Annotated in this window: 16 protein-coding genes, 1 tRNA gene and 1 pseudogene; 10 read left to right on the top strand and 8 right to left on the bottom strand. The window is 67.8% G+C overall.

Annotated elements, in window-relative coordinates; genetic code table 11:
- Positions 1-145: 145 nt before the first annotated feature.
- Complete coding sequence (locus PSH25_RS30755) at positions 146-916, bottom strand: CPBP family intramembrane glutamic endopeptidase (RefSeq protein WP_238662390.1); 771 nt, start codon at positions 914-916, stop codon at positions 146-148.
- Positions 917-1060: 144 nt separating this feature from the next.
- Here PSH25_RS30755 and PSH25_RS30760 point away from each other — a divergent pair, with 144 nt between their 5' ends.
- Positions 1061-2176, top strand: a complete 1116-nt coding sequence (locus tag PSH25_RS30760; RefSeq protein WP_238662391.1) for a globin domain-containing protein — start codon at positions 1061-1063, stop codon at positions 2174-2176.
- Positions 2177-2244: 68 nt separating this feature from the next.
- Here PSH25_RS30760 and PSH25_RS30765 read toward each other — a convergent pair whose 3' ends face one another.
- The gene (locus tag PSH25_RS30765) at positions 2245-3774 is read right to left on the bottom strand and encodes a peptide deformylase (protein WP_238662392.1); all 1530 of its coding nucleotides are present in this window, start codon (positions 3772-3774) and stop codon (positions 2245-2247) included.
- 325 nt (positions 3775-4099) lie between these two features.
- On the opposite strand from PSH25_RS30765, the gene PSH25_RS30770 reads away from it, so the two are divergent.
- Positions 4100-4876, top strand: a complete 777-nt coding sequence (locus PSH25_RS30770; RefSeq protein WP_238662403.1) for an IucA/IucC family C-terminal-domain containing protein — start codon at positions 4100-4102, stop codon at positions 4874-4876.
- A gap of 23 nt (positions 4877-4899) precedes the next feature.
- On the opposite strand, the gene PSH25_RS30775 is transcribed toward PSH25_RS30770, so the two are convergent.
- Positions 4900-6735 (bottom strand): DUF6311 domain-containing protein, encoded by a 1836-nt coding sequence (locus tag PSH25_RS30775; RefSeq protein ID WP_372492889.1) that lies wholly within the window; start codon positions 6733-6735, stop codon positions 4900-4902.
- Positions 6736-6947: 212 nt separating this feature from the next.
- Between PSH25_RS30775 and PSH25_RS30780 the strand changes: the two genes are divergently transcribed.
- Entirely contained in the window at positions 6948-7658 is a 711-nt protein-coding gene (locus PSH25_RS30780; RefSeq protein WP_238662393.1) for a class I SAM-dependent methyltransferase, read from the top strand.
- 63 nt (positions 7659-7721) lie between these two features.
- Here the strand turns inward: PSH25_RS30780 and PSH25_RS30785 are convergent, their stop codons facing one another.
- Positions 7722-8264 (bottom strand): YbhB/YbcL family Raf kinase inhibitor-like protein, encoded by a 543-nt coding sequence (locus PSH25_RS30785; RefSeq protein WP_238662394.1) that lies wholly within the window; start codon positions 8262-8264, stop codon positions 7722-7724.
- Between the two features lie 110 nt (positions 8265-8374).
- Between PSH25_RS30785 and PSH25_RS30790 the strand changes: the two genes are divergently transcribed.
- From PSH25_RS30790 to PSH25_RS30805, 4 genes are all read left to right on the top strand, one after another.
- Positions 8375-8563 carry a hypothetical protein gene (locus PSH25_RS30790; protein WP_238662395.1) on the top strand — a complete coding sequence of 63 codons (189 nt, stop codon included), beginning with the start codon at positions 8375-8377 and terminating at the stop codon, positions 8561-8563.
- A 51-nt stretch (positions 8564-8614) separates the two neighbouring features.
- Complete coding sequence (locus PSH25_RS30795) at positions 8615-9796, top strand: low temperature requirement protein A (protein ID WP_238662396.1); 1182 nt, start codon at positions 8615-8617, stop codon at positions 9794-9796.
- Between the two features lie 736 nt (positions 9797-10532).
- Positions 10533-10943 (top strand): hypothetical protein, encoded by a 411-nt coding sequence (locus PSH25_RS30800; protein WP_238662397.1) that lies wholly within the window; start codon positions 10533-10535, stop codon positions 10941-10943.
- A gap of 243 nt (positions 10944-11186) precedes the next feature.
- Positions 11187-13685: a tetratricopeptide repeat protein gene (locus PSH25_RS30805; RefSeq protein WP_238662398.1), complete on the top strand. Its 2499-nt coding sequence runs from the start codon at positions 11187-11189 to the stop codon at positions 13683-13685.
- Here the strand turns inward: PSH25_RS30805 and PSH25_RS30810 are convergent.
- Positions 13682-13882: pseudogene (locus PSH25_RS30810) on the bottom strand (HAD family hydrolase); the annotation flags it as partial. The gene PSH25_RS30805 and the pseudogene PSH25_RS30810 overlap by 4 nt on opposite strands.
- A 121-nt stretch (positions 13883-14003) precedes the next feature.
- Positions 14004-14090, bottom strand: a tRNA-Ser gene (locus PSH25_RS30815).
- A 161-nt stretch (positions 14091-14251) separates the two neighbouring features.
- On the opposite strand from PSH25_RS30815, the gene PSH25_RS30820 reads away from it, so the two are divergent.
- The gene (locus PSH25_RS30820; protein ID WP_238662399.1) at positions 14252-15250 is read left to right on the top strand and encodes an NAD(P)H-quinone oxidoreductase; all 999 of its coding nucleotides are present in this window, start codon (positions 14252-14254) and stop codon (positions 15248-15250) included.
- Positions 15251-15264: 14 nt separating this feature from the next.
- On the opposite strand, the gene soxR is transcribed toward PSH25_RS30820, so the two are convergent.
- On the bottom strand, positions 15265-15738 hold the full coding sequence (soxR, locus tag PSH25_RS30825) for a redox-sensitive transcriptional activator SoxR (RefSeq protein ID WP_238662400.1): 474 nt from the start codon (positions 15736-15738) through the stop codon (positions 15265-15267).
- 47 nt (positions 15739-15785) lie between these two features.
- Between soxR and PSH25_RS30830 the strand changes: the two genes are divergently transcribed.
- Both PSH25_RS30830 and PSH25_RS30835 read left to right on the top strand, forming a co-directional pair.
- Positions 15786-16481 (top strand): thiamine pyrophosphate-binding protein, encoded by a 696-nt coding sequence (locus tag PSH25_RS30830; RefSeq protein ID WP_238662401.1) that lies wholly within the window; start codon positions 15786-15788, stop codon positions 16479-16481.
- Between the two features lie 5 nt (positions 16482-16486).
- On the top strand, positions 16487-17380 hold the full coding sequence (locus tag PSH25_RS30835; RefSeq protein ID WP_238662402.1) for a transketolase family protein: 894 nt from the start codon (positions 16487-16489) through the stop codon (positions 17378-17380).
- Here PSH25_RS30835 and PSH25_RS30840 read toward each other — a convergent pair.
- Positions 17366-17821, bottom strand: a 456-nt coding sequence (locus PSH25_RS30840) for a glycosyltransferase family protein (protein WP_502361367.1), incomplete at its 5' end; no start/stop codon positions are given. The genes PSH25_RS30835 and PSH25_RS30840 overlap by 15 nt on opposite strands.

A 17821-nucleotide genomic window follows, 5' to 3' on the forward strand; every position in this document is an offset into this window, starting at 1 on the left:
GCCGGCGGATGGGTGGCGTTGCGGCTGGTGGCCCGGTTGCTGCCGGGCGCGGCGGTGCTCGCGGCGGCGCTGGGTGACTCGGCGGCGGCCGACCGGCTCGCGGCCCGATCGGTGGCGGTCTACCGACCCGACCGGCGCTGACCGGTCAGAGCCAGTCGAACCACTCCCGGGGCAGCAGCGCGTAGCCGGCGAAGGCGAACACGTCGAGCAGGGTGTGCGCGATGACCAGCGGCATCACCCGCCGGGTGCGCAGGTAGAAGAGGCTGAACACGACGCCCATGATCGCGTTGCCGACGAACGCGCCGAAGCCCTGGTAGAGGTGGTACGAGCCGCGCAGCAGCGCACTCGCCGCGATGATCGCGGCCAGCCGCCACTGGAGCTGGCGCAGCCGGGTGACCAGGTAACCGACCACGATCACCTCCTCCAGCACGGCGTTCTGCACGGCGGCGAGGATCAGCACCGGGACCGCCCACCAGACCGACGGCAGCGCGGCCGGCACCAGCGTGGCGTTGAGGCCCAGGTGAGCCGCCACCCAGAACAGCGCCAACCCGGGTAGGCCGATCAGCGCCGCCAGGCCGGCCCCGCGCGCCACGTCCTGACCGGGCCGTCGGGCGTCCAGGCCGAGGGTCCGCGCCGGGTCGCCGGGGTCACGGCTGAGCAGGTGTACGGCGAGCAGCACCGGCAGCAGCGCGAACACGATGCCGAGCAGCTGGTACGTGAGGTCCAGCCAGGGGCGGGCCGACGCCGAGGTGTTCAGCGAGGCGGTCTGCTTGGAGAGGGGACCGTCGGCGGTCAGCTTCGCGATGATCGACACCACCGCGTAGATCGCGGACTGGCCGAGGGAGAGGCCGAGGACCAGCAGCGTCTCGGTGCCCAGCAGTCGGCGGGACACCGGGCGGGTCAGCTCAACTGTCACCGCACCACTCTGCCCGACGTGCGACAGCTGTGACATGGCCGACCGGCCACCATGAGCCGATCGCACATTCTGTGCGACCGGTCGACACTCTCCGTGGAGATTCTATGGGCGCCCGATCCGTTGCCGTCTGGAGAAGGAGCGTCCGTGGACAACCTCGCGCGGTTGCTGAAGGAGAGCTGGACCCTGGTCGAGGACGACCGGGTCCGGTTGAGCGGTCACTTCTACGCTCGGCTGTTCCTGCTCGACCCCGCCCTGCGGCAACTCTTCCCGGTGCAGATGACCGGGCAGGGCGACCGCCTACTCGAAGCGATCATCACGGCGATCCACACCGTCGACGACCCGGAGAGCTTCGACGAGTTCCTTCGGGCGCTGGGCCGCGACCACCGCAAGTACCACGTCGACGAGCGGCACTACGCCACGATGGGCGTCGCCCTGCTGGACGCGCTGCGCAGCACCGCCGGCGACGGCTGGAACCTGGAGTACGACCAGGCGTGGCGGGACGCGTACGCGGCGATCGCCGCCCTGATGGTGGCCGGCGCCGCCTCCGACGACGACCCGCCGTTCTGGCACGCCGAGGTGCTGACCCATGAGCGGTACGGCCCGGACACCGCCGTGCTGACCTGCCGGGCGTTGCAGCATCCGCTGCGCTGGCAGGCGGGGCAGTACGTGAGCCTGGAGGTGCCGCGCTACCACCCCCGGGTGTGGCGCAACTACTCCGTGGCGAACGCCCCGAACGACGACAACGTGCTGGAGTTCCACGTGCGGTCTCCGGGGGCCGGCTGGGTGTCCGGGGCGCTGGTGCGCCGGGTGCGGCCTGGTGACCTGCTGCGCCTGGCGGCGCCGATGGGGTCGATGACGCTGGACCGCGCCTCGGAACGGGACGTCCTCTGCGTGGCCGGCGGCGTCGGGCTGGCACCGATCAAGGCGCTGGTGGAGGAGTTGGCCACCTACAACCGGACCCGGTGGGTGCACGTCTTCTACGGCGCCCGGCAGGCGGCCGACCTGTACGGCCTGGCGGCGTTGCAGGAGTTGGTGGCCGTACACCCGTGGTTGTCGGTCACCCCGGCGTGCAGTGAGGACCCGGACTTCGACGGCGAGCAGGGCGAAATCCCGGAGGTGGTGGCCCGGTACGGCCCGTGGACCACGCACGACTGCTACGTCTCCGGCGCCGCCCGGATGGTCCGGTCCACCCTGCGGGTGCTCGCCGCGGACGACGTGCCGGCGCCGCACATCCGCTACGACACCTTCGGTGACCTCTAGACGTTCCTCCCCCCACACCGGGGCGCGTGCCCCTGCCCCCTGGGGCACGCGCCCCGGTCCCTTCCTGGTCAGTAGCGCCAGGGGTGCCCGGTCTCGCGGTACTCCTCCACCGGCACCAACGGCACGCCGGGTGCCATCCGGTCGACGTAGAGCCGGCCCTCCAGGTGGTCGACCTCGTGGGCGACCAGCCGGGCCATGCCGAACTCGAACGAGGTGATGATCCGGCTGCCGTCCCACTGGGCGTGCTCCACGTCCAGGCGCAGCGGCCGGGGCACCAGACCTCGGTGGTCGAAGAAGGAGAGGCAGCCCTCGTACTGCTCGTCGGTCTCGGGGTCGGCGTCGACCACCCGGGGGTTGAGCAGCACCACCGGCTCCGCCGACCGGTCGGGGGGCCGGACCACGGCCGCCGCCCGGTCGATGCCGAACTGCGGGGCGGCGACACCCACCCCCTTGCTGAACGGGTGCAGTTCGTCGAGCCGGGCCAGGGCCATGGTGAGCCGGTCGACCACGTCCCGGGCGACGTGTTCCTCCGCGGGCAGGTCGAACGGGCGGGCGCGCTGACGGAGCAGGTCGGCACCGCGTTGCACGATGCCGAGGCCGCGCATCCGGTCGCTGGGTCGGACCCGGGCGGCGCCGGGGCCGATGTCCGGTTCGTTGTCCGGGCGGGCGCGGAACCGCCACTGCATCCGGTAGCGGGCGTTCAACGGTGGGTCGTCGGTCTGCCAGTCGTAGATCGCCCGGTCGCCCTCGTCGTGACGCTGGGGCGCCGTCCGCAGCGGGCCCTCCTCCGCGCTGAGCGAGGTCTCCACGCCCCAGACCTGTGGGTCGAGCGCCGCAGGCAGGTCCAGGCGTACGGCGAGCTGCCGGGTGGGCAGCCGGACGGCTCGCTGGAACCAGGGGCCCCACTTCTCGGGCCCGACGCTGTACGCGTACTCGATGGTGGCCCGGTCGCCGGGGTAGAGGGGGAAGCGCCGCTCCCCGTTCTCGAAGAGCAGCCAGATCTCCTTGAACGCGTCCCGATCGTGTTTGGCTCGCCAGTGCATCGGCTCCGGGTCTCCGCCGCCGTCGTCTCGATGGGCTTGGATCTGCAGCTCGGCGAAGGTGAGGGGGTGCTCCCGGTGGTGCCGGTTGGAGCGGCCGGGGTCGTTCGGGTAGCGGTCGACGGCGACCCGGACCAGGTAGCGGGTGACCGGCTCGGTGCCGGCGTTGTACAGCTCACGGTGGATGACGCACCGGTAGCCGTCCTCGGCGTGGGTGAGGGTGGCCAGTTCCCGTTCCACGACCAGGCCGGTGCCGGGTGGCAGCCACTGTCCCGGCAGGTACGGCTCGCGGTGCGGCTGACCCGTCCGGGCGTGCCGTAGGTCGTCGTACTCCCGGAAGCGCTGCCAGATCGCGCCGCTGGCCTCCAGGACGGCCTCCGCGCGGCGGGCGAAGTCCTCGGTCGGGCGGTGCCGGCGCCCCTCGACGTGGCTCACGTAGGACGGGTCGAACCCCATCAGGACGGCCAGTTGCTTCTTGGACAGCCCGCGCCCGGTCCGTTGCCGGGCGAGCTCGGCCGCGAAGGAGTCGGCAGCCCGTTCGAGGGGTGAGGTCGTCATGAGCTTCCTCGTGGCCGGGGATATAAGTTTCACGTTCCGTGCCCGAGCGCACACGCATGTGGCATGTTTTCGACACACCACTTGACAATTCACCGACGACGATCGATTGTGCGGCGGCGTTTCCCAGCACTGACTCCGGGTAGTACGCGAGGCGCTACTCCCGTCGAAGGCGGGGTGACCTGGGCGTCCGGGATGTGACCAAGGTGAGGCTTCCCTTACGGCCAGGGGTCTGGTTAGGCTAGCCTTAGCTCAGGACGGCACTTGTCGTCCGCCGGGGCGCACTCCTCGGTCACGCAGGCAGGGGATGACTCAGGTGACAGCGGTGATGCCACGGCGGGAGGCCGCCACCACGCCGCTCGCCCCTGTCACCGCCGCGCTGCGGGCCATGTTCGGCACCGACGACCTCCCCGGCCTCGCCCGGGGCCTGCTTGTCGACGACGAGCTCGGCTGGGCGCCCGCCACCACCCTGATCGACGGCAGCCGACTGCCGGAGCTGCTGAACGGCGCCGCCGTCCGCTGGGGCGGCACCCCGCACGCCTGCGCCGCGCTGGCCTGGAAGTCGTACAGCTACTGGGCCGCGCTGCCGGTCGTGCTCGGCTGGGCCTCCGCCCGGCGGGTGCCCCTGCTGGACCCGGCCGACCTGCTGATCCACTTCGAGGACCACCGGCAGCTGCTCACCATGGGCCTGCGCCGGGGCACCACCGTGGCGGTGCTTCCGAACGATCCGCTGGCGCTCGCCGGCCTGCCGGAGGTGCGGGTCGTCGCCGACGAGGCCGAGCTGCTGGCCGCGCTGCGCGCGTCATTGCTCGACGCCCACCTGGCGCCGCTCATCACGGCGATCCAGTCCGAGGTCCGGGTGGGCACCCGGACGCTGCTCGGCTCGGTCGCCTCCGGCATCGCGCACGGCATCCTGCGGGCCGCAGACGGCCTGCCCGGCTCCACGGTGCAGAGCATCGACACCCTGCTCGGCGCACTCGACCTGGCCGACCTGATCGAGCTGGTGCCCGGGCCGACCGGTGAGCCCACCGTGCAGCGCCGCACCTGCTGCCTCGCCTTCACCCTGCCCCGGCCGAAGGTCTGCCAGGGCTGCTGCGTCCGCTAGCCCGCCGGGCTGGGCCGCACCGCTCAGTCGGTAAACGACCGGACGTCCCACACCCACACGCCGCCGGTGAAGACCGGTTGGATCCCGGTCAGCTCGGTCATCCCCCGGCGCAGCGCGGCCTCGTGCTCGTGTGGCCCGAGGATGACCACCCCCGCCCGCCAGTAGCGCAGGTCGTCGACCGCCCGGACCCGGCTCTGCGGGGTGATCGGTGGCACCGCCCCGGTGCGCCGGATGGTGCCGAAGAAGCTGCTGGTGGGGCGGGGAGTCGCCCCGAACAGCGCGACCTTCGGCGGATCGGCGTTCGGGCGGGTGTCCGGGCCGAGGAAGTAGCCGCGGGCCAACGGCATGTCCAGCCGGGTCGCCGCCGACCAGCGCAGCGGCGCCGCGTACGTGTTGTCCGGCAACGGCAGGGTCACCACGCTTCGCCCACCGGTCACGTACGGCCGCCACGCCCCACTGGTCACGAAGGTGGGGACCGGGTCGAGGTGGGCCACGGGCAGCGGGGTGGGGACGATCGGCAACAGGGCCATGGTGAGCACGGTGGCGGTGACGAAACGGACCTGCCCGCGGGCGACCGGGTGCGCGCCGGCCAACTCGCGGGCCCGTTCGGCGCCGTAGGCGAGCAGCAGCCCGACGATCGGGGTGATTGCCAACGCCCAGCGCGTCGGCACCACCGAGTGCAGGATGGGCAGGTTCTCCAGCGCCGCCCAGGGCCCCGGCACACCCGTACCCCGGTTGTCGAAGCGGACCTCCCGGCCCAGCGAGAGCACCGCGAAGAGCAACCCGAGCGCGGCCAGCGCGAGCACCACGATCGAGCGGCGCAGCCACCAGACCAGGGCGACCACCAGCACCGCCAGCGCCCAACCGAAGAAGCTGTTCTCCTCGGTCGGGTTCTTGGCCAGGCCGGCGGCGGTGCGCGCGCTACCGGCGAGGGATTCCCGGGAGTACGCGACGAACGAGGCCAGGTCGCTGGAGTAGCCGCGGATCAGGCGGGACAGCCCGGAGTACGCGTCCGGCCCGAAGAACTGGACGTAGAGGGGGTACGCCAGCAGGAGGCCGGCGACCCCGGCGGCGACAGCCAGGCCGGCGAGGAAGGGTCGGGCCCGCGATCGCAGATCCGCGCGGCCGAGGGCGAGCACACCGACGACCACACCGAGCCCGATCGCGGTCATCAGCAGGATCTCCAGGTTGAGGAAGGCCTGCCAGACGATGACCAGTGCGAGGAGGACCCCGTTGCGCAGCCAGCGGCCCGGTTCGCCGAGTCGCAGCGTGCGCCAAATGATCAACGGGACGACGAACTGCGACACGATGTTCGGGTGCCCATTGGCGTGCGACACCATGGCCGGCGCGAACGCGCAGAAGCCGGCACCCAGCCACGCCGGCCCCCGACTGCCGATCAGGACCCGGGAGAGCAGGAAATACCAGGCCGTGGCGGTGGCAATCATGCCGGCGGTGAGAAAGATCAGAAATGACACCCGCGGTCCGAGCAACAGGGTGATCGGCGTCATTGGCAATGAAATGGATAATACGGACGTATTGGCCATCAGATTCACGCCGTCGGGGACGTTCATCTGATTGGAATGGAACGGATACGCAAAGTGCGTGACTACTCGCGCACCGTGGGCCATCATCCATTCGAACTGCGACTGATCGGACTGGTTGTCCCGCACGCCACTACCCGGATCCAGCCAGAGGCGACAGGTAACCCAGAAGCCGAGCAGCACGAAGCTCAGCACGGCGGCCAGATCGGCCCACATCCCCCTGCGGGAAGGCCGAACGGCACCGGAGGCCCCCTCCGCCGACGACGCGGCGGCCGGGCCGCCGCTGTCGCTGGGCACGTCCGGCTCAGGAGTAGTCATGACAATTCATAGGGTAGTCAGCGTATGACGCCGCCGTGACATGTTTCGGTGTACTGCCGTACTATGTGCCGGGTTCGCCGACCGCCGATCACGAACCCACCCCCCGACCACAATTCGGCCACCCCGATGCCCCGATTCTTTCGCCGTCCCAGCGGATGATTCACTCTGTCGGTCCAGGCACGGGTCGAGTTCATATCGTGAGGAATCGACGCATGGCAGAAATCACTGGGGATCAGCGCGTTCAGTCCGAGGTCCTGGAAGGCCTGGCAACCGCTGTCAACCACCGTCGCTGGTTCATCGAACTGGCCGTGCCGTACCTCGGCGACGACCCGATCGAGATCGGCAGCGGCCTCGGTGACTACGCGCTGGAATGGTCCGAGCGGCTACCTCGGTTCACCGCGACCGAGGCCGACCCGGACCGGCTGGTGCAGCTCAAGGAGCGCCTCGCCGACCGTCCGAACATCAACGTCCGGCAGATGCTGCTGCCGCACAACGACCGGGGCGACTACAGCGCCGCCGTCTCGTACAACGTCCTGGAGCACATTGAGGACCACGTGGGCGCGCTGCAGAGCATGCGCGACCTGGTCCGACCCGGCGGTGCCGTGATCATCATCGTGCCCGCGTTCCAGTTCGCGATGGGCCCGGCCGACATCGCCACCGGGCACGTCCGCCGCTACACGAAGAAGACGCTCGGGGCGGCGATGACCGACGCCGGCCTGACCGTCGAGAAGATGCACTACGCCAACGCGCTCGGGCTGATCGGCTACTTCATGGCCACCAAGGTCTTCCGGCTGATGCCGAAGGAGGGCCCGATGGTCAAGGTGTACGACACCCTCGTCCTGCCCGCCACCAAGGCCGCCGAGCAGCTCGTCCTTCCGCCGTTCGGCCAGTCCGTCTTCGCCGTGGCGCGCGTCCCGGCCTGACCCACCCACCCCCGCGATCTTGCAGCGTGCCTCACGGTCACCTGCAAGATCGCGGGGTACGGATCATTCCTTGATCTGGTACGTCGGGCGGATCACCGCTCGGGCCAGGGTGTGGAACGTCAGGTTGAAGCCGACGTAGGCAGGGCTGGCGTCCGGGGTCAGGTCCAGGCGGTCGACGTCCAGGGCGTGCACCGCGAAGACGTACCGGTGCGGGCGGTCACCGGGCGGCGGAGCCGCACCGCCGTACCCCTGCTCGCCGTAGTCGTTGCGGACCGAGAACGCCCCGCCGAGGTCGGTGCCCGCCGCGCCACCGGCGCCGGTGGGCAACTGGGTGACGCTGGCCGGCACGTTCACCAGCACCCAGTGCCAGAAACCGCTCCCGGTCGGCGCGTCGGGGTCGTAGCAGGTCACCGCGAAGCTCTTCGTCTCGGCGGGGAAGTCCGACCAGGCCAGCTGCGGCGAGACGTTGTCACCCCCGGTGCTGCCATGCGCGTGCCGGGCGTCCATCGGCTCGCCGTTCTGCACGTCGTCACTCGTCAGCGTGAACGAGGGCAGCGTCGGCAGCAGCTCGTACGGGTCCGGGGCGATCGGTCGTTCCAGGGTCATGGGGACGCGTCCTTCCGATGTGCGGAGATACCAGCCCCTTCTTACCCCGCCACGGCCCTCCCGACGACCGGAAGCACGCGCTGACCGACTGTGGTTTCGCGGAGCTACGTTTGAGTTCGGGCAACGTTCCGCAGGGGGACACCGTGGCCGGCATCTGGCGGGACTTCGTGGTAGCCGTTGTCACCGCGTTCCGCCGCCGGGACGAGCGAGCCATCGCCGACGAACGCAGACGCGCGGTCGAGCGACTGGCCGAGGAGACGATCCGCCGAGAGCAGCGGGCCACCGACCCGCCGGAGTGACCGAAACACAGCGCGCCGGACCGCCACCTTGCAACCGGTGAAGATGACCTGATGGGGCGGATCTTCCGGTCGCGGCCGGTGGCGACCGCGGAGACACACCGAACCACCCTGTTCGAGATCTTCTTCGATCTGGTGTTCGTCTTCGGACTCATCCGGGTCACCACGTTCATGAGCGAGCGGCCGTCGCCGGTGGCGCTCACGCAGGGATTCCTCGTACTCCTGTTGCTGTGGATCTCCTGGGTGGTCTACTCCTGGCTGGGCAACCACGTCCGCATCGACGTGGGGCTGATCCGTGCCGGTGTGACGGTCTCGATGGCCGCCGTCTTCCTCGTCGCACTGGTCATCCCCGACGCCTGGGCGACCGGGCCGGGCACGACGAGACAACGACTGATCCTGGTGCTGGCCTACGTCACGCTTCGCGTCATCGCTCTGGCGCTCTTTCATTGGGCCGCTGCGGGCAACCGACAGCTGAGCAGGACCATTCGTCTGTACGCCCTCTCGACCGTGCTGTCCTGGATCCCCTTCGTCCTCGGTGCCGTGCTCGGCGGCACCGCACAGCTCCTGCTCTGGGCGGCGGCCCTCACCATCGACATGGGCGGCGGGGTGGTGTCCTCGGTGCTGAGCGGGTGGCCGGTGCGGAGCCCCAGTCACTTCGCCGAGCGACACAGCCTCGTGGTGATCATTGCGCTCGGCGAGTCCCTGATCTCGGTCGGCGCTGGCGTCGGGGCACAGCGGATCCGCGGACCGATCCTGGCGGCTGCGGTCCTCACGCTGGCCGTCACTGTGTGCCTGTACTGGCTGTACTCCTCCACTGCGATGGCCGCCGGCCAGGCGTTGATGATGGAGTCCGGGCTACGGCGGGCCCACGTCGGCGCCAACGCCTACACCCTCGCCCACTTTCCGCTGCTCGCCGGGACCATCTACGTGGCGCTTGGAGTCGAGCAGATCCTCGCCGGGCTCGCAGACGAGGAGTCCCCCGGCACCTCGGACTGGATGCCGGCGATCGCGCTGTTCGGCGGGACCGCCCTGTTCCTCGCGGGCCGGGCGACGTTCCTGAGTCTCAGCGTCCGGCGCGTGCGACCGGGGCAGCTCGTCGCTCCCGTCGTGGCGCTGCCGTTGCTGCCCGTCGGCCGGTACCTGCCCGACCTGGCCGCGCTCGGCCTGCTCACCGCGTTCCTCGCCGTGCTGCTCAGCTACGAGGCATGGACCAGGCGATCGATTCAGGTTCAGTGATGTGGGGGTGTCCCAGGAGTCCTGACACCCCGACTTTCGGGGAGTCGAGTGGATCAAGGTGGGCGGAGGGTGTGGGATTCGAACCCACGAAGACATCGCTGCCTTACCGGTTTTCAAGACCACGAAGCTCCCCGCGCTGACCTGCTGTTATGCGAGTCGACGCCCGCCACGCGACACGATTACGTCATAGGGATTACTCGGGCCGCTTGGTGTCGCTCTCTAATTCTGTCGTACGCGTGCGCTAGAACCAGCGAGGCTCGACTGGTGCATAGGAGGTGATCATCGCCGTATCAAGTTGAAGGAAGTATGGATCCGAAGGCGCTGATCATCAGTCTCGCTCTTGGCACGGTGGCGACTTGGGCCACCGGCAAGATCATGAGAGAGCTGAGTACCCTGTCTACGCGGCACCGCTTGTGGGCGCCGCTGCCACCATGATCGCCAGCAGCGTCGCCAAGCGGCTGCGCTGATTACTGGCGGGCCGCCATGCGTAGGTGCGGCGGCCCGCGAGCCCTCGCCCCCGGCCGTCCCGTCTACCATCCACACACCTGAGACGGCTGCTGCCCTCGCACGCTTTCGAGGTCTGCGACCAAGCGTCTGCAGGCACCCTGTCGCAACCAGCTGTGTCGACAGGCGTTCCCCTCTGCCGGTTGCCGGCAGACAACTTTCTGACCAAGTGTCGAAACTGGCTAGGTCATCGTGTATACCCGCAGTACACCGATCTGGAGGCCGGAGTTAGATGCTGACCGAGAGCTTGCTGGCGCTTGCATCAATTGGAGGCGCTGCTATCGCTGAAGCGATGGCCACCGACGCATGGACTGCGGTTAAGTCCGGGGTCTTGCGGGTTATGCGTCGAGACACGGCGACCACCACGTCAGAGATTGAGTATTGCCTAGACAATTCGGCATCGACCCTAGACGGTCTCTCGGGTGCCGAGCTCGAAAGCGCACGTGCAATACTGGCGATCGCGTGGAGAGCACGGTTGGAAGATTTTCTGGCGAGATATCCCGATTCGGCCAACGACCTGCAGGCGGCATTAGCGATAGCTGGGACCCAAATTTCGGGCCAAGTTCAGCAGCATGTCGTCGGCTACGGCAATAGCCGCCAGGCCGTTCAGGGGCATGGCGTGCAGAACGTGAACTTTAGCTAGCCCTGGGAGTAGCGAATGAGTAGCGACCAGGCGGCGGGCGTCCCACGAATAGTGCAGAACATCTTGGCAGATGGATCAAGTAACACTGCGGCACTTGGCTCCGGCACGCAACACGTCTATCTCGGCAACCCGTCTGCGCTTGCTGCTCAACCCACTGCCGTATCGGTTGCGCCTCCCTTGGGACGGCGTGATCCAGCACGGCCACTACGCGGGCGGTCGCACGTCACGACGCGACTTGCTGCGATGCTGAGTGACGTAAACCAGAGCAAGAGGGTCCACGTCATTCATGGGCTCGGCGGGAGCGGAAAGACGGCTGTAGCGCTGGACGTTGCCGCCACTGCATCCTCACGCAACTTCCACGTCTGGTGGATTAATGCCGGCGATTCTGCGCTGTTGGCTGCAGGTATGCACGCGGTCGCTCGTCAGGTGGGCGCTAGTGCCGAGGAACTCGGCCAAGGGAACGCATCGGACGTGCTCTGGAATCATCTTCAAAGATTTCCCGGAAATTGGTTACTGGTGGTTGACAATGCCGACAACCCCAACTTACTTGGGGAAGCACCCGGCGCCCTGAGCGATGGCACTGGGTGGATAAGACCGACCGTCCCCGAGCAAGGACGAGTGTTGGCAACTTCTCGTGACGCCACGCCAGAATTGTGGGGATCGTGGTGCGAGTTACATGTCATGGACATGCTTGCACCGGACGATGGGGCTCAGGTTCTCTTAGATCACACCGGCAATCGGGCTGGCAGTAGGGGCGAGGCTGCCGCCTTGGCCACCATACTGGGCGGTCTGCCGTTAGCTCTGAGGATAGCCGGCTCGTATTTGGCAGAGACCACTTCATCACCTTGGCCGGAAGCCGATGCCATTAAGTCCTTTTCGCAGTATAGCGCCAGCATCGTTGGGGATTTTCCCCCGCCGGGTGGGGAGCAGTTGATTGAAAGAGTCTGGCAGCTATCTATTAGCCTGCTGGAGAAGCGAGGGCTTCTCCACGCGGTTTCATTGTTGGAACTGTTGTCCAATCTCGCCGACGCACCGATTCCCTATCAAACGGTATTGGAGCCAGGACTGCTTGCTCGGTCAGCCACATTTCAGGGGCTAGATGGCCCTCAACTTTGGCGGATCTTGCAGGCGCTGAACAATCTGGCGATGATAGATCTCGTTTTGCCGTCAGCCGCGGATGCCTCAAGTGACGAAGTCCTCACCTTAAGAGTTCATCCACTGGTACGTCATGCAGCACGTCGAGCTGCGGCGAGTGGAAACCGCTCGACATACATATCTCTCCTTGTAATCAGGATCGGGAAAGTGACGTCCGACGTCGGCCCAACCCTTCAAGAAGGGTGGCCTCGTTGGCAGTACCTCACGCCGCATATACTCCATTTATTTCACATCCTCGATGACTTCACTGGCGTGCCTGATGAGCTGACTGCCATTGCTGGATCGGCCGCGCTTGCTGCTACCCGTTACCTTGAAGAGCGGGGTCTGTATCTACAGGCAGAGGTGGAACTGAGATCAATAATAGCGGCTCAACAACGTCGGCTCGGCGATGAAAGCGATGACGTCCTGGAGGGCCGCCACAGGCTGGCCCATATACTTTCCCAACGCGGAAACCTCGAAGAAGCGCGGAACGAGCACGTTTCTGTTCTTAAGACGGCGCGAAGGGTAAGAGGCGAAGACGCTCCCTATACTCTCAATCTTCGCCAGTGCCTAGGATCGCTCTTAGACTTGCAAGGCAAGTATGAAGAAGCTGAGGCTGAGCAGCGGCTTGCTCTGGAAACCGCGCGGCGAGCGCTGGGTGAAGACCATGTCCAGACTTTGAACATTCGACATAACCTTGGTCACACCCTTCGAAGCCGTGGAAAGCCAGCCGAGGCCGCAAGGGAACATCTTGTGGTGATCGAAGCCCAAGCGCGTACAATGGGACCGCATCACAGGAAAACGCTCAAGACTCGTGAGTGTTATACTCTAATCCTTGAGGATCTAGGCGAGTATGATGCCGTAGAGAATGAGTTGAAAGAGTTGACTCTTATTCGTGAGAGGCGATTCGGAAACGAGGATCTAGAGACCATCGGCGTTCGCACGAGCTATGCCGGGTTCCTCAAAAGTCGGGGTAGGTATGAAGCCGCGAAAGAGGAGTACGGCAAGGTCATTGCCTCCAGACGTTCAGTCCTAGGCGAAAATCATCGGCTTACGCTGTCGGCTCGGCATCACTTGGCTGATGTGCTTACGTCCAGTGGGGAACTCGAAGAAGCGGAAACCGAGCATCGGTCTGTTTTGGAGGCGGAGCGACGGGTCCTGGGCGACGATCATCCCGGAACGCTCCAGACCCGATATTGCCTGTCGGGCCTTCTGCAACAAAGGGGAGAGTACGAAGCTGCCGCAGCTGAGTATCGTGTTGTTCTTGACGGGCGGCGCCGCGTTCTTGGGGAACGCCACCCAAATACGGTAGAAGCACTGCATGGATTGGCTCACGTCCTTGAGCACACAAAAGAGCATGATGAGGCGCAAGCGGCGCACCAGGAGGTCCTTAGATTTGCAGCGGAAGTGGTTGGTGAAGATCATCCGAGGACGCTGCGGATGCGTTCTTGCCTCGCATACTTTCTCCTCAAGCGACGGAACTACGACGTGGCTAGGCTTGAATTCGAAAAGGTTCTAAGTGGCTACCTGCGTGTTCTTGGAGTGGAACATCCCCACACAGTTGCTGTGCAACGAATCCTGGAGAAAATCGCGGATGCCGATGACTAGGCAGGGCCATTAAACCGCCCGACGTCAACCGATGGGGAGCGGGCCTCGCTGATGAGAGCGCTTGCGATCTCGGCCATACTCGTTATTACGGCATCAGCTCCGGCGTTGAAAAAGGCACTGATCTTCGACGTTCGATTGGCATAGCCAATCACTCTTACCCCCGCTGCCCACGCTCCCTCGATGTCGGACAACGAATCGCACGACCAGTGAGACACGGCGGCACCGGTCGGGACGAAGTGAGACTGACTCGCCATTCACAGAAGCGCCCCCCGGCCAGCGTTCGCGCTGGTCGGGGGGCGTTTTTGCTGTCCAGAGGAGCGGAGGGTGTGGGATTCGAACCCACGAAGACATCGCTGCCTTACCGGTTTTCAAGACCAGCGCCATCGGCCACTAGGCGAACCCTCCTGGGCCGCCACCCGTGGGTGTACGGCCACGCATAGTCTGCCACGACTCGCTCCGGGCGGTCCGGCGTCCCTCCCCGGTGCGCCGGCCAGGCGGTCTGCGGGGTCCACAGTGGGCCGGAGGGTGCGCCTGCGGCACCCGGTGAGATCGGGAAGACTGGGTCCATGCGAGCCATCACGATTCCGGAACCCGGTGGACCCGACGCGCTGGTCTGGGCCGAGGTGCCCGACCCGGAGCCGGGCCCGGACGAGGTGATCGTGGATGTGCGGGCCAGCGGGGTCAACCGTGCTGACCTGCTGCAACGGCAGGGGCACTACCCGCCGCCGCCGGGCGCGCCCGCGTACCCCGGGTTGGAATGCTCTGGGGTGATCACGGAGGTTGGCGCGGAGGTCGCCGGTTGGGCGGTCGGGCAACAGGTCTGCGCGCTGCTGGCCGGCGGCGGGTACGCGGAGCGGGTGGCGGTCCCCGCTGGGCAGTTGCTGCCGGTGCCGGCCTGCGACCCGGTCGACGCGGCGGCGCTGCCCGAGGCGGCCTGCACGGTCTGGTCGAACCTGATCCAGGTGGCACGGCTCGGCGCGGGCGAGACCCTGCTGGTGCACGGCGGTGGCAGCGGGATCGGCACCTTCGCCATCCAACTCGGGGCGGCCCTCGGCGTGACCGTGCTGACCACCGCGCGGGAGCCCAAGCACGCCCGGCTGCGTGAGCTGGGCGCGGCACACCTGATCGACTACCGGGAGCAGGACTTCGTCGAGGAGGCCCGGCGGGTCACCGACGGGCGCGGCGTGGACGTCATCCTCGACATCATGGGTGCGTCCTACCTGGGGCGGAACGTCTCCGCGCTGGCCACCGGCGGTCGGCTCGTGGTGATCGGAATGCAGGGTGGGCGCAAGGCCGAGTTGGATCTCGGCGCGTTGTTGGCCAAGCGGGCGAGCGTCAGCGCGACGTCGCTACGGTCCCGTCCGCTCGCCGAGAAGGCGGAGATCGTGCAGGGCGTACGGGACGAGGTGTGGCCGTTGGTCGAGGCGGGCCGGATCCAGCCGATCGTGGACCGGCGGCTGCCGATGACCGAGGCGGCGCAGGCGCACCGGCTCGTCCAGTCGAGCGATCACTTCGGCAAGGTGCTGCTCACCCGCCCGCCGGGTGGACGGTCCGCCGTCAGCTAAGCGGTGCGCCCGCCTCAGTTGAGCGAGCCTGCCAGCGTCGGGTCGTCGGTCGGTCGGGGCAGCACCAGCCGGGCGCCCGGGCCCTCGCCGGCAAGCGTGTCCTCCGGGTTGTTGAGCGTGCAGCGCTGCAACGACAGGCAGCCGCAGCCAATGCAGCCGTCCAGGTCGTCGCGGAGCTTGGTGAGCAGCCGGATCCGCTCGTCCAGCCGGCTCCGCCAGCTCGCCGAGAGCCGCGCCCAGTCCTGCGGGCTGGGGGTGCGGGCCTCGGGGAGCGAGTCGAGTGCCGCCCGGATCTCGTCGAGCGAGACGCCGACCTGCTGGGAGATCCGGATGAAGGCGACCCGCCGCAGCTCGGCGCGGGCGTACCGGCGCTGGTTGCCGCCGGTACGGTCGGCGCGGATCAGCCCGAGTCGCTCGTAGTAGCGCAGCGCCGACGGTGCCACCCCGGAGCGGGCGGACAGCTCACCGATCGTCAATAGATCCGGCATCACCAGGTCCTTGAGTTGAAGTGCACTTCAACTAACACAGTAGTGGCATGACCACCACACTGACCACCGACAGCACCGCCCGACTGCCCGGGCTGATCCGACGACTGACCGGCGACGAGAAGCACGCGCCGAGCGCGCACTCCACGATCGATGTGCTCCAGGTGCTCTACGACCGGGTGCTGCGGGTCACTCCCGATACCGCGGACGACCCGGAGCGGGACCGGTTCCTGCTCTCCAAGGGCCACGGACCTGCGGCCTACTACGCGGTGCTCGCCGCGCACGGTTTCATCCCGGACGCCTGGCTCGACGACCTGGCCGGCCCGGAGAGCCGGCTCGGCCACCACCCGGACCGACTCCTGGTGCCCGGGGTCGAGATCGGCTCCGGTTCCCTCGGGCACGGGCTCGGGCTGGCCGTCGGCACCGCGCTCGGCCTACGCGCCCAGGGGCTGCACAAACCCCGGGTGTACGTGCTGCTCGGCGACGCCGAACTGGACGAGGGATCCAACCACGAGGCAATCGCGTACGCGGGAGCAACCGGCCTGGACAGCCTCACCGCGGTCGTCATCGACAACGCGTCGGCCAGCTACGGGTGGGCCGGCGGCATCGCCAGCCGGTTCACCGTCAACGGCTGGACCGCCGACACCGTGGACGGCCGGGACCACGAGGCCCTGTACGCGGCGCTGACCGGGCACCGGCCACGACACCCGCACCTGGTGGTCGCCCGCACCGAGAGCAAGGGATGACCGACATGCGTACCGCCTTCATCGACACCGCCACCGCGCTCCTCGACGAGGACCCGCGTACCGCACTGGTGCTTGCCGACATCTCGGTGAGCCAGTTCGCCCAGGTCGGGCACCGATACCCCGACCGGGTGCTCAACGTGGGGATCCGGGAGCAGATGATGATCGGCGTGGCCGGCGGGCTCGCCCTGACCGGGCTACGTCCGATCGCGCACTCGTACGCGACGTTCCTGGTGGACCGGGCGTACGAGCAGATCAAGTTGGATCTGGACCACCAGGGCGTGGGCGCGGTCCTGGTCAGCATCGGCGCGTCGTACGACGGGTCGGCGGAGGGCCGCACCCACCAGTCGCCCGGGGACGTGGCGCTCTTCGACTCCCTCGGCGACGGCTGGACGGTCCGGGTGCCCGGCCACGCGGACGAGGTGGCAGCTCTGCTCCGCACCGCCGCGACCACCGACGATCCGATCTACCTGCGGCTCTCCGAGCAGGGCAACGCGGTGGCGTACCCGGATGCCAGCCGGCTCCGGGTACTGCGGCGGGGTGGGACGGACGCGCCGGTCGTGGTGGCGGTCGGACCGATGCTCGACCCCACCCTGGCGGCGACCGAGGGGATGGACGTGACGGTGGCGTACACCCACACACCCCGGCCGTTCGACACGCGTGGGCTGCGGGCGCTCGCCAACACCGACGTGGTGCTTGTCGAGCCGTACCTGGCGGGCACGTCGAGCGCGGTCGTCAGCCGGGCCCTGGCGGACCTACCGCACCGGCTGCTCGCCCTCGGGGTGGGTCAGACCGACCTGCGACGGTACGGCGATCCGGCCGACCACGCCCGGTGGCACGGTCTGGACGCCGACGGCCTGCGGCGGTCGATAAGCGCGTTCCTGGGGTCAGTTGGCGGCTGAGACGGCGGGGCGGCGGCGAGCGCGCTCGCGCCCGAGGATCCAGATCGCCTCGACGCCGTCCTTCCAGGTGATCTTCTTGCCCTCTTCCCGGCCGCGCGCCCGGTAGCTGATCGGCACCTCGTACGGCCGGATCCGGCGACGCAGCAGCTTGCCGGTCACCTCGGCCTCCATGCCGAAGCCGCGCGAACGCACCTCGAGCGACCGGTAGAGCGCCACCGGCATCAGCTTGAAGCAGGTCTCCAGGTCACCGATGTACGAGTTGAACAGCACGTTGGCCGCCATCGTGACGCCCTTGTTGCCCATCACGTACCAGAAGCTGTAGGCGCTGTGGCTGCCGAAGGTGCGATTGCCGTAGCCGACTGTCGCGTTCCCCTCAAGCCCAGTCTCCAACATCTTCGGAATTTCCTGTGGTTCTTCCTCCAGGTCGTCGTCCAGGATCAC

It is taken from the genome of Micromonospora foliorum, from assembly GCF_022229015.1.
In the GTDB taxonomy this organism is placed as follows: domain Bacteria; phylum Actinomycetota; class Actinomycetes; order Mycobacteriales; family Micromonosporaceae; genus Micromonospora; species Micromonospora foliorum.

Bases quoted from the DNA above. Each gene is read 5' to 3' on its own strand.
- PSH25_RS30765 (WP_238662392.1), bottom strand. From the start codon at position 3,774: ATGACGACCTCACCCCTCGAACGGGCTGCCGACTCCTTCGCGGCCGAG.
- PSH25_RS30770 (WP_238662403.1), top strand. From the start codon at position 4,100: ATGCCACGGCGGGAGGCCGCCACCACGCCGCTCGCCCCTGTCACCGCC.
- PSH25_RS30775 (WP_372492889.1), bottom strand. From the start codon at position 6,735: ATGACTACTCCTGAGCCGGACGTGCCCAGCGACAGCGGCGGCCCGGCC.
- PSH25_RS30780 (WP_238662393.1), top strand. From the start codon at position 6,948: ATGGCAGAAATCACTGGGGATCAGCGCGTTCAGTCCGAGGTCCTGGAA.
- PSH25_RS30785 (WP_238662394.1), bottom strand. From the start codon at position 8,264: ATGACCCTGGAACGACCGATCGCCCCGGACCCGTACGAGCTGCTGCCG.
- PSH25_RS30795 (WP_238662396.1), top strand. From the start codon at position 8,615: ATGGGGCGGATCTTCCGGTCGCGGCCGGTGGCGACCGCGGAGACACAC.
- PSH25_RS30800 (WP_238662397.1), top strand. From the start codon at position 10,533: ATGCTGACCGAGAGCTTGCTGGCGCTTGCATCAATTGGAGGCGCTGCT.
- PSH25_RS30805 (WP_238662398.1), top strand. From the start codon at position 11,187: ATGCTGAGTGACGTAAACCAGAGCAAGAGGGTCCACGTCATTCATGGG.
- PSH25_RS30820 (WP_238662399.1), top strand. From the start codon at position 14,252: ATGCGAGCCATCACGATTCCGGAACCCGGTGGACCCGACGCGCTGGTC.
- soxR (WP_238662400.1), bottom strand. From the start codon at position 15,738: ATGCCGGATCTATTGACGATCGGTGAGCTGTCCGCCCGCTCCGGGGTG.
- PSH25_RS30830 (WP_238662401.1), top strand. From the start codon at position 15,786: ATGACCACCACACTGACCACCGACAGCACCGCCCGACTGCCCGGGCTG.
- PSH25_RS30835 (WP_238662402.1), top strand. From the start codon at position 16,487: ATGCGTACCGCCTTCATCGACACCGCCACCGCGCTCCTCGACGAGGAC.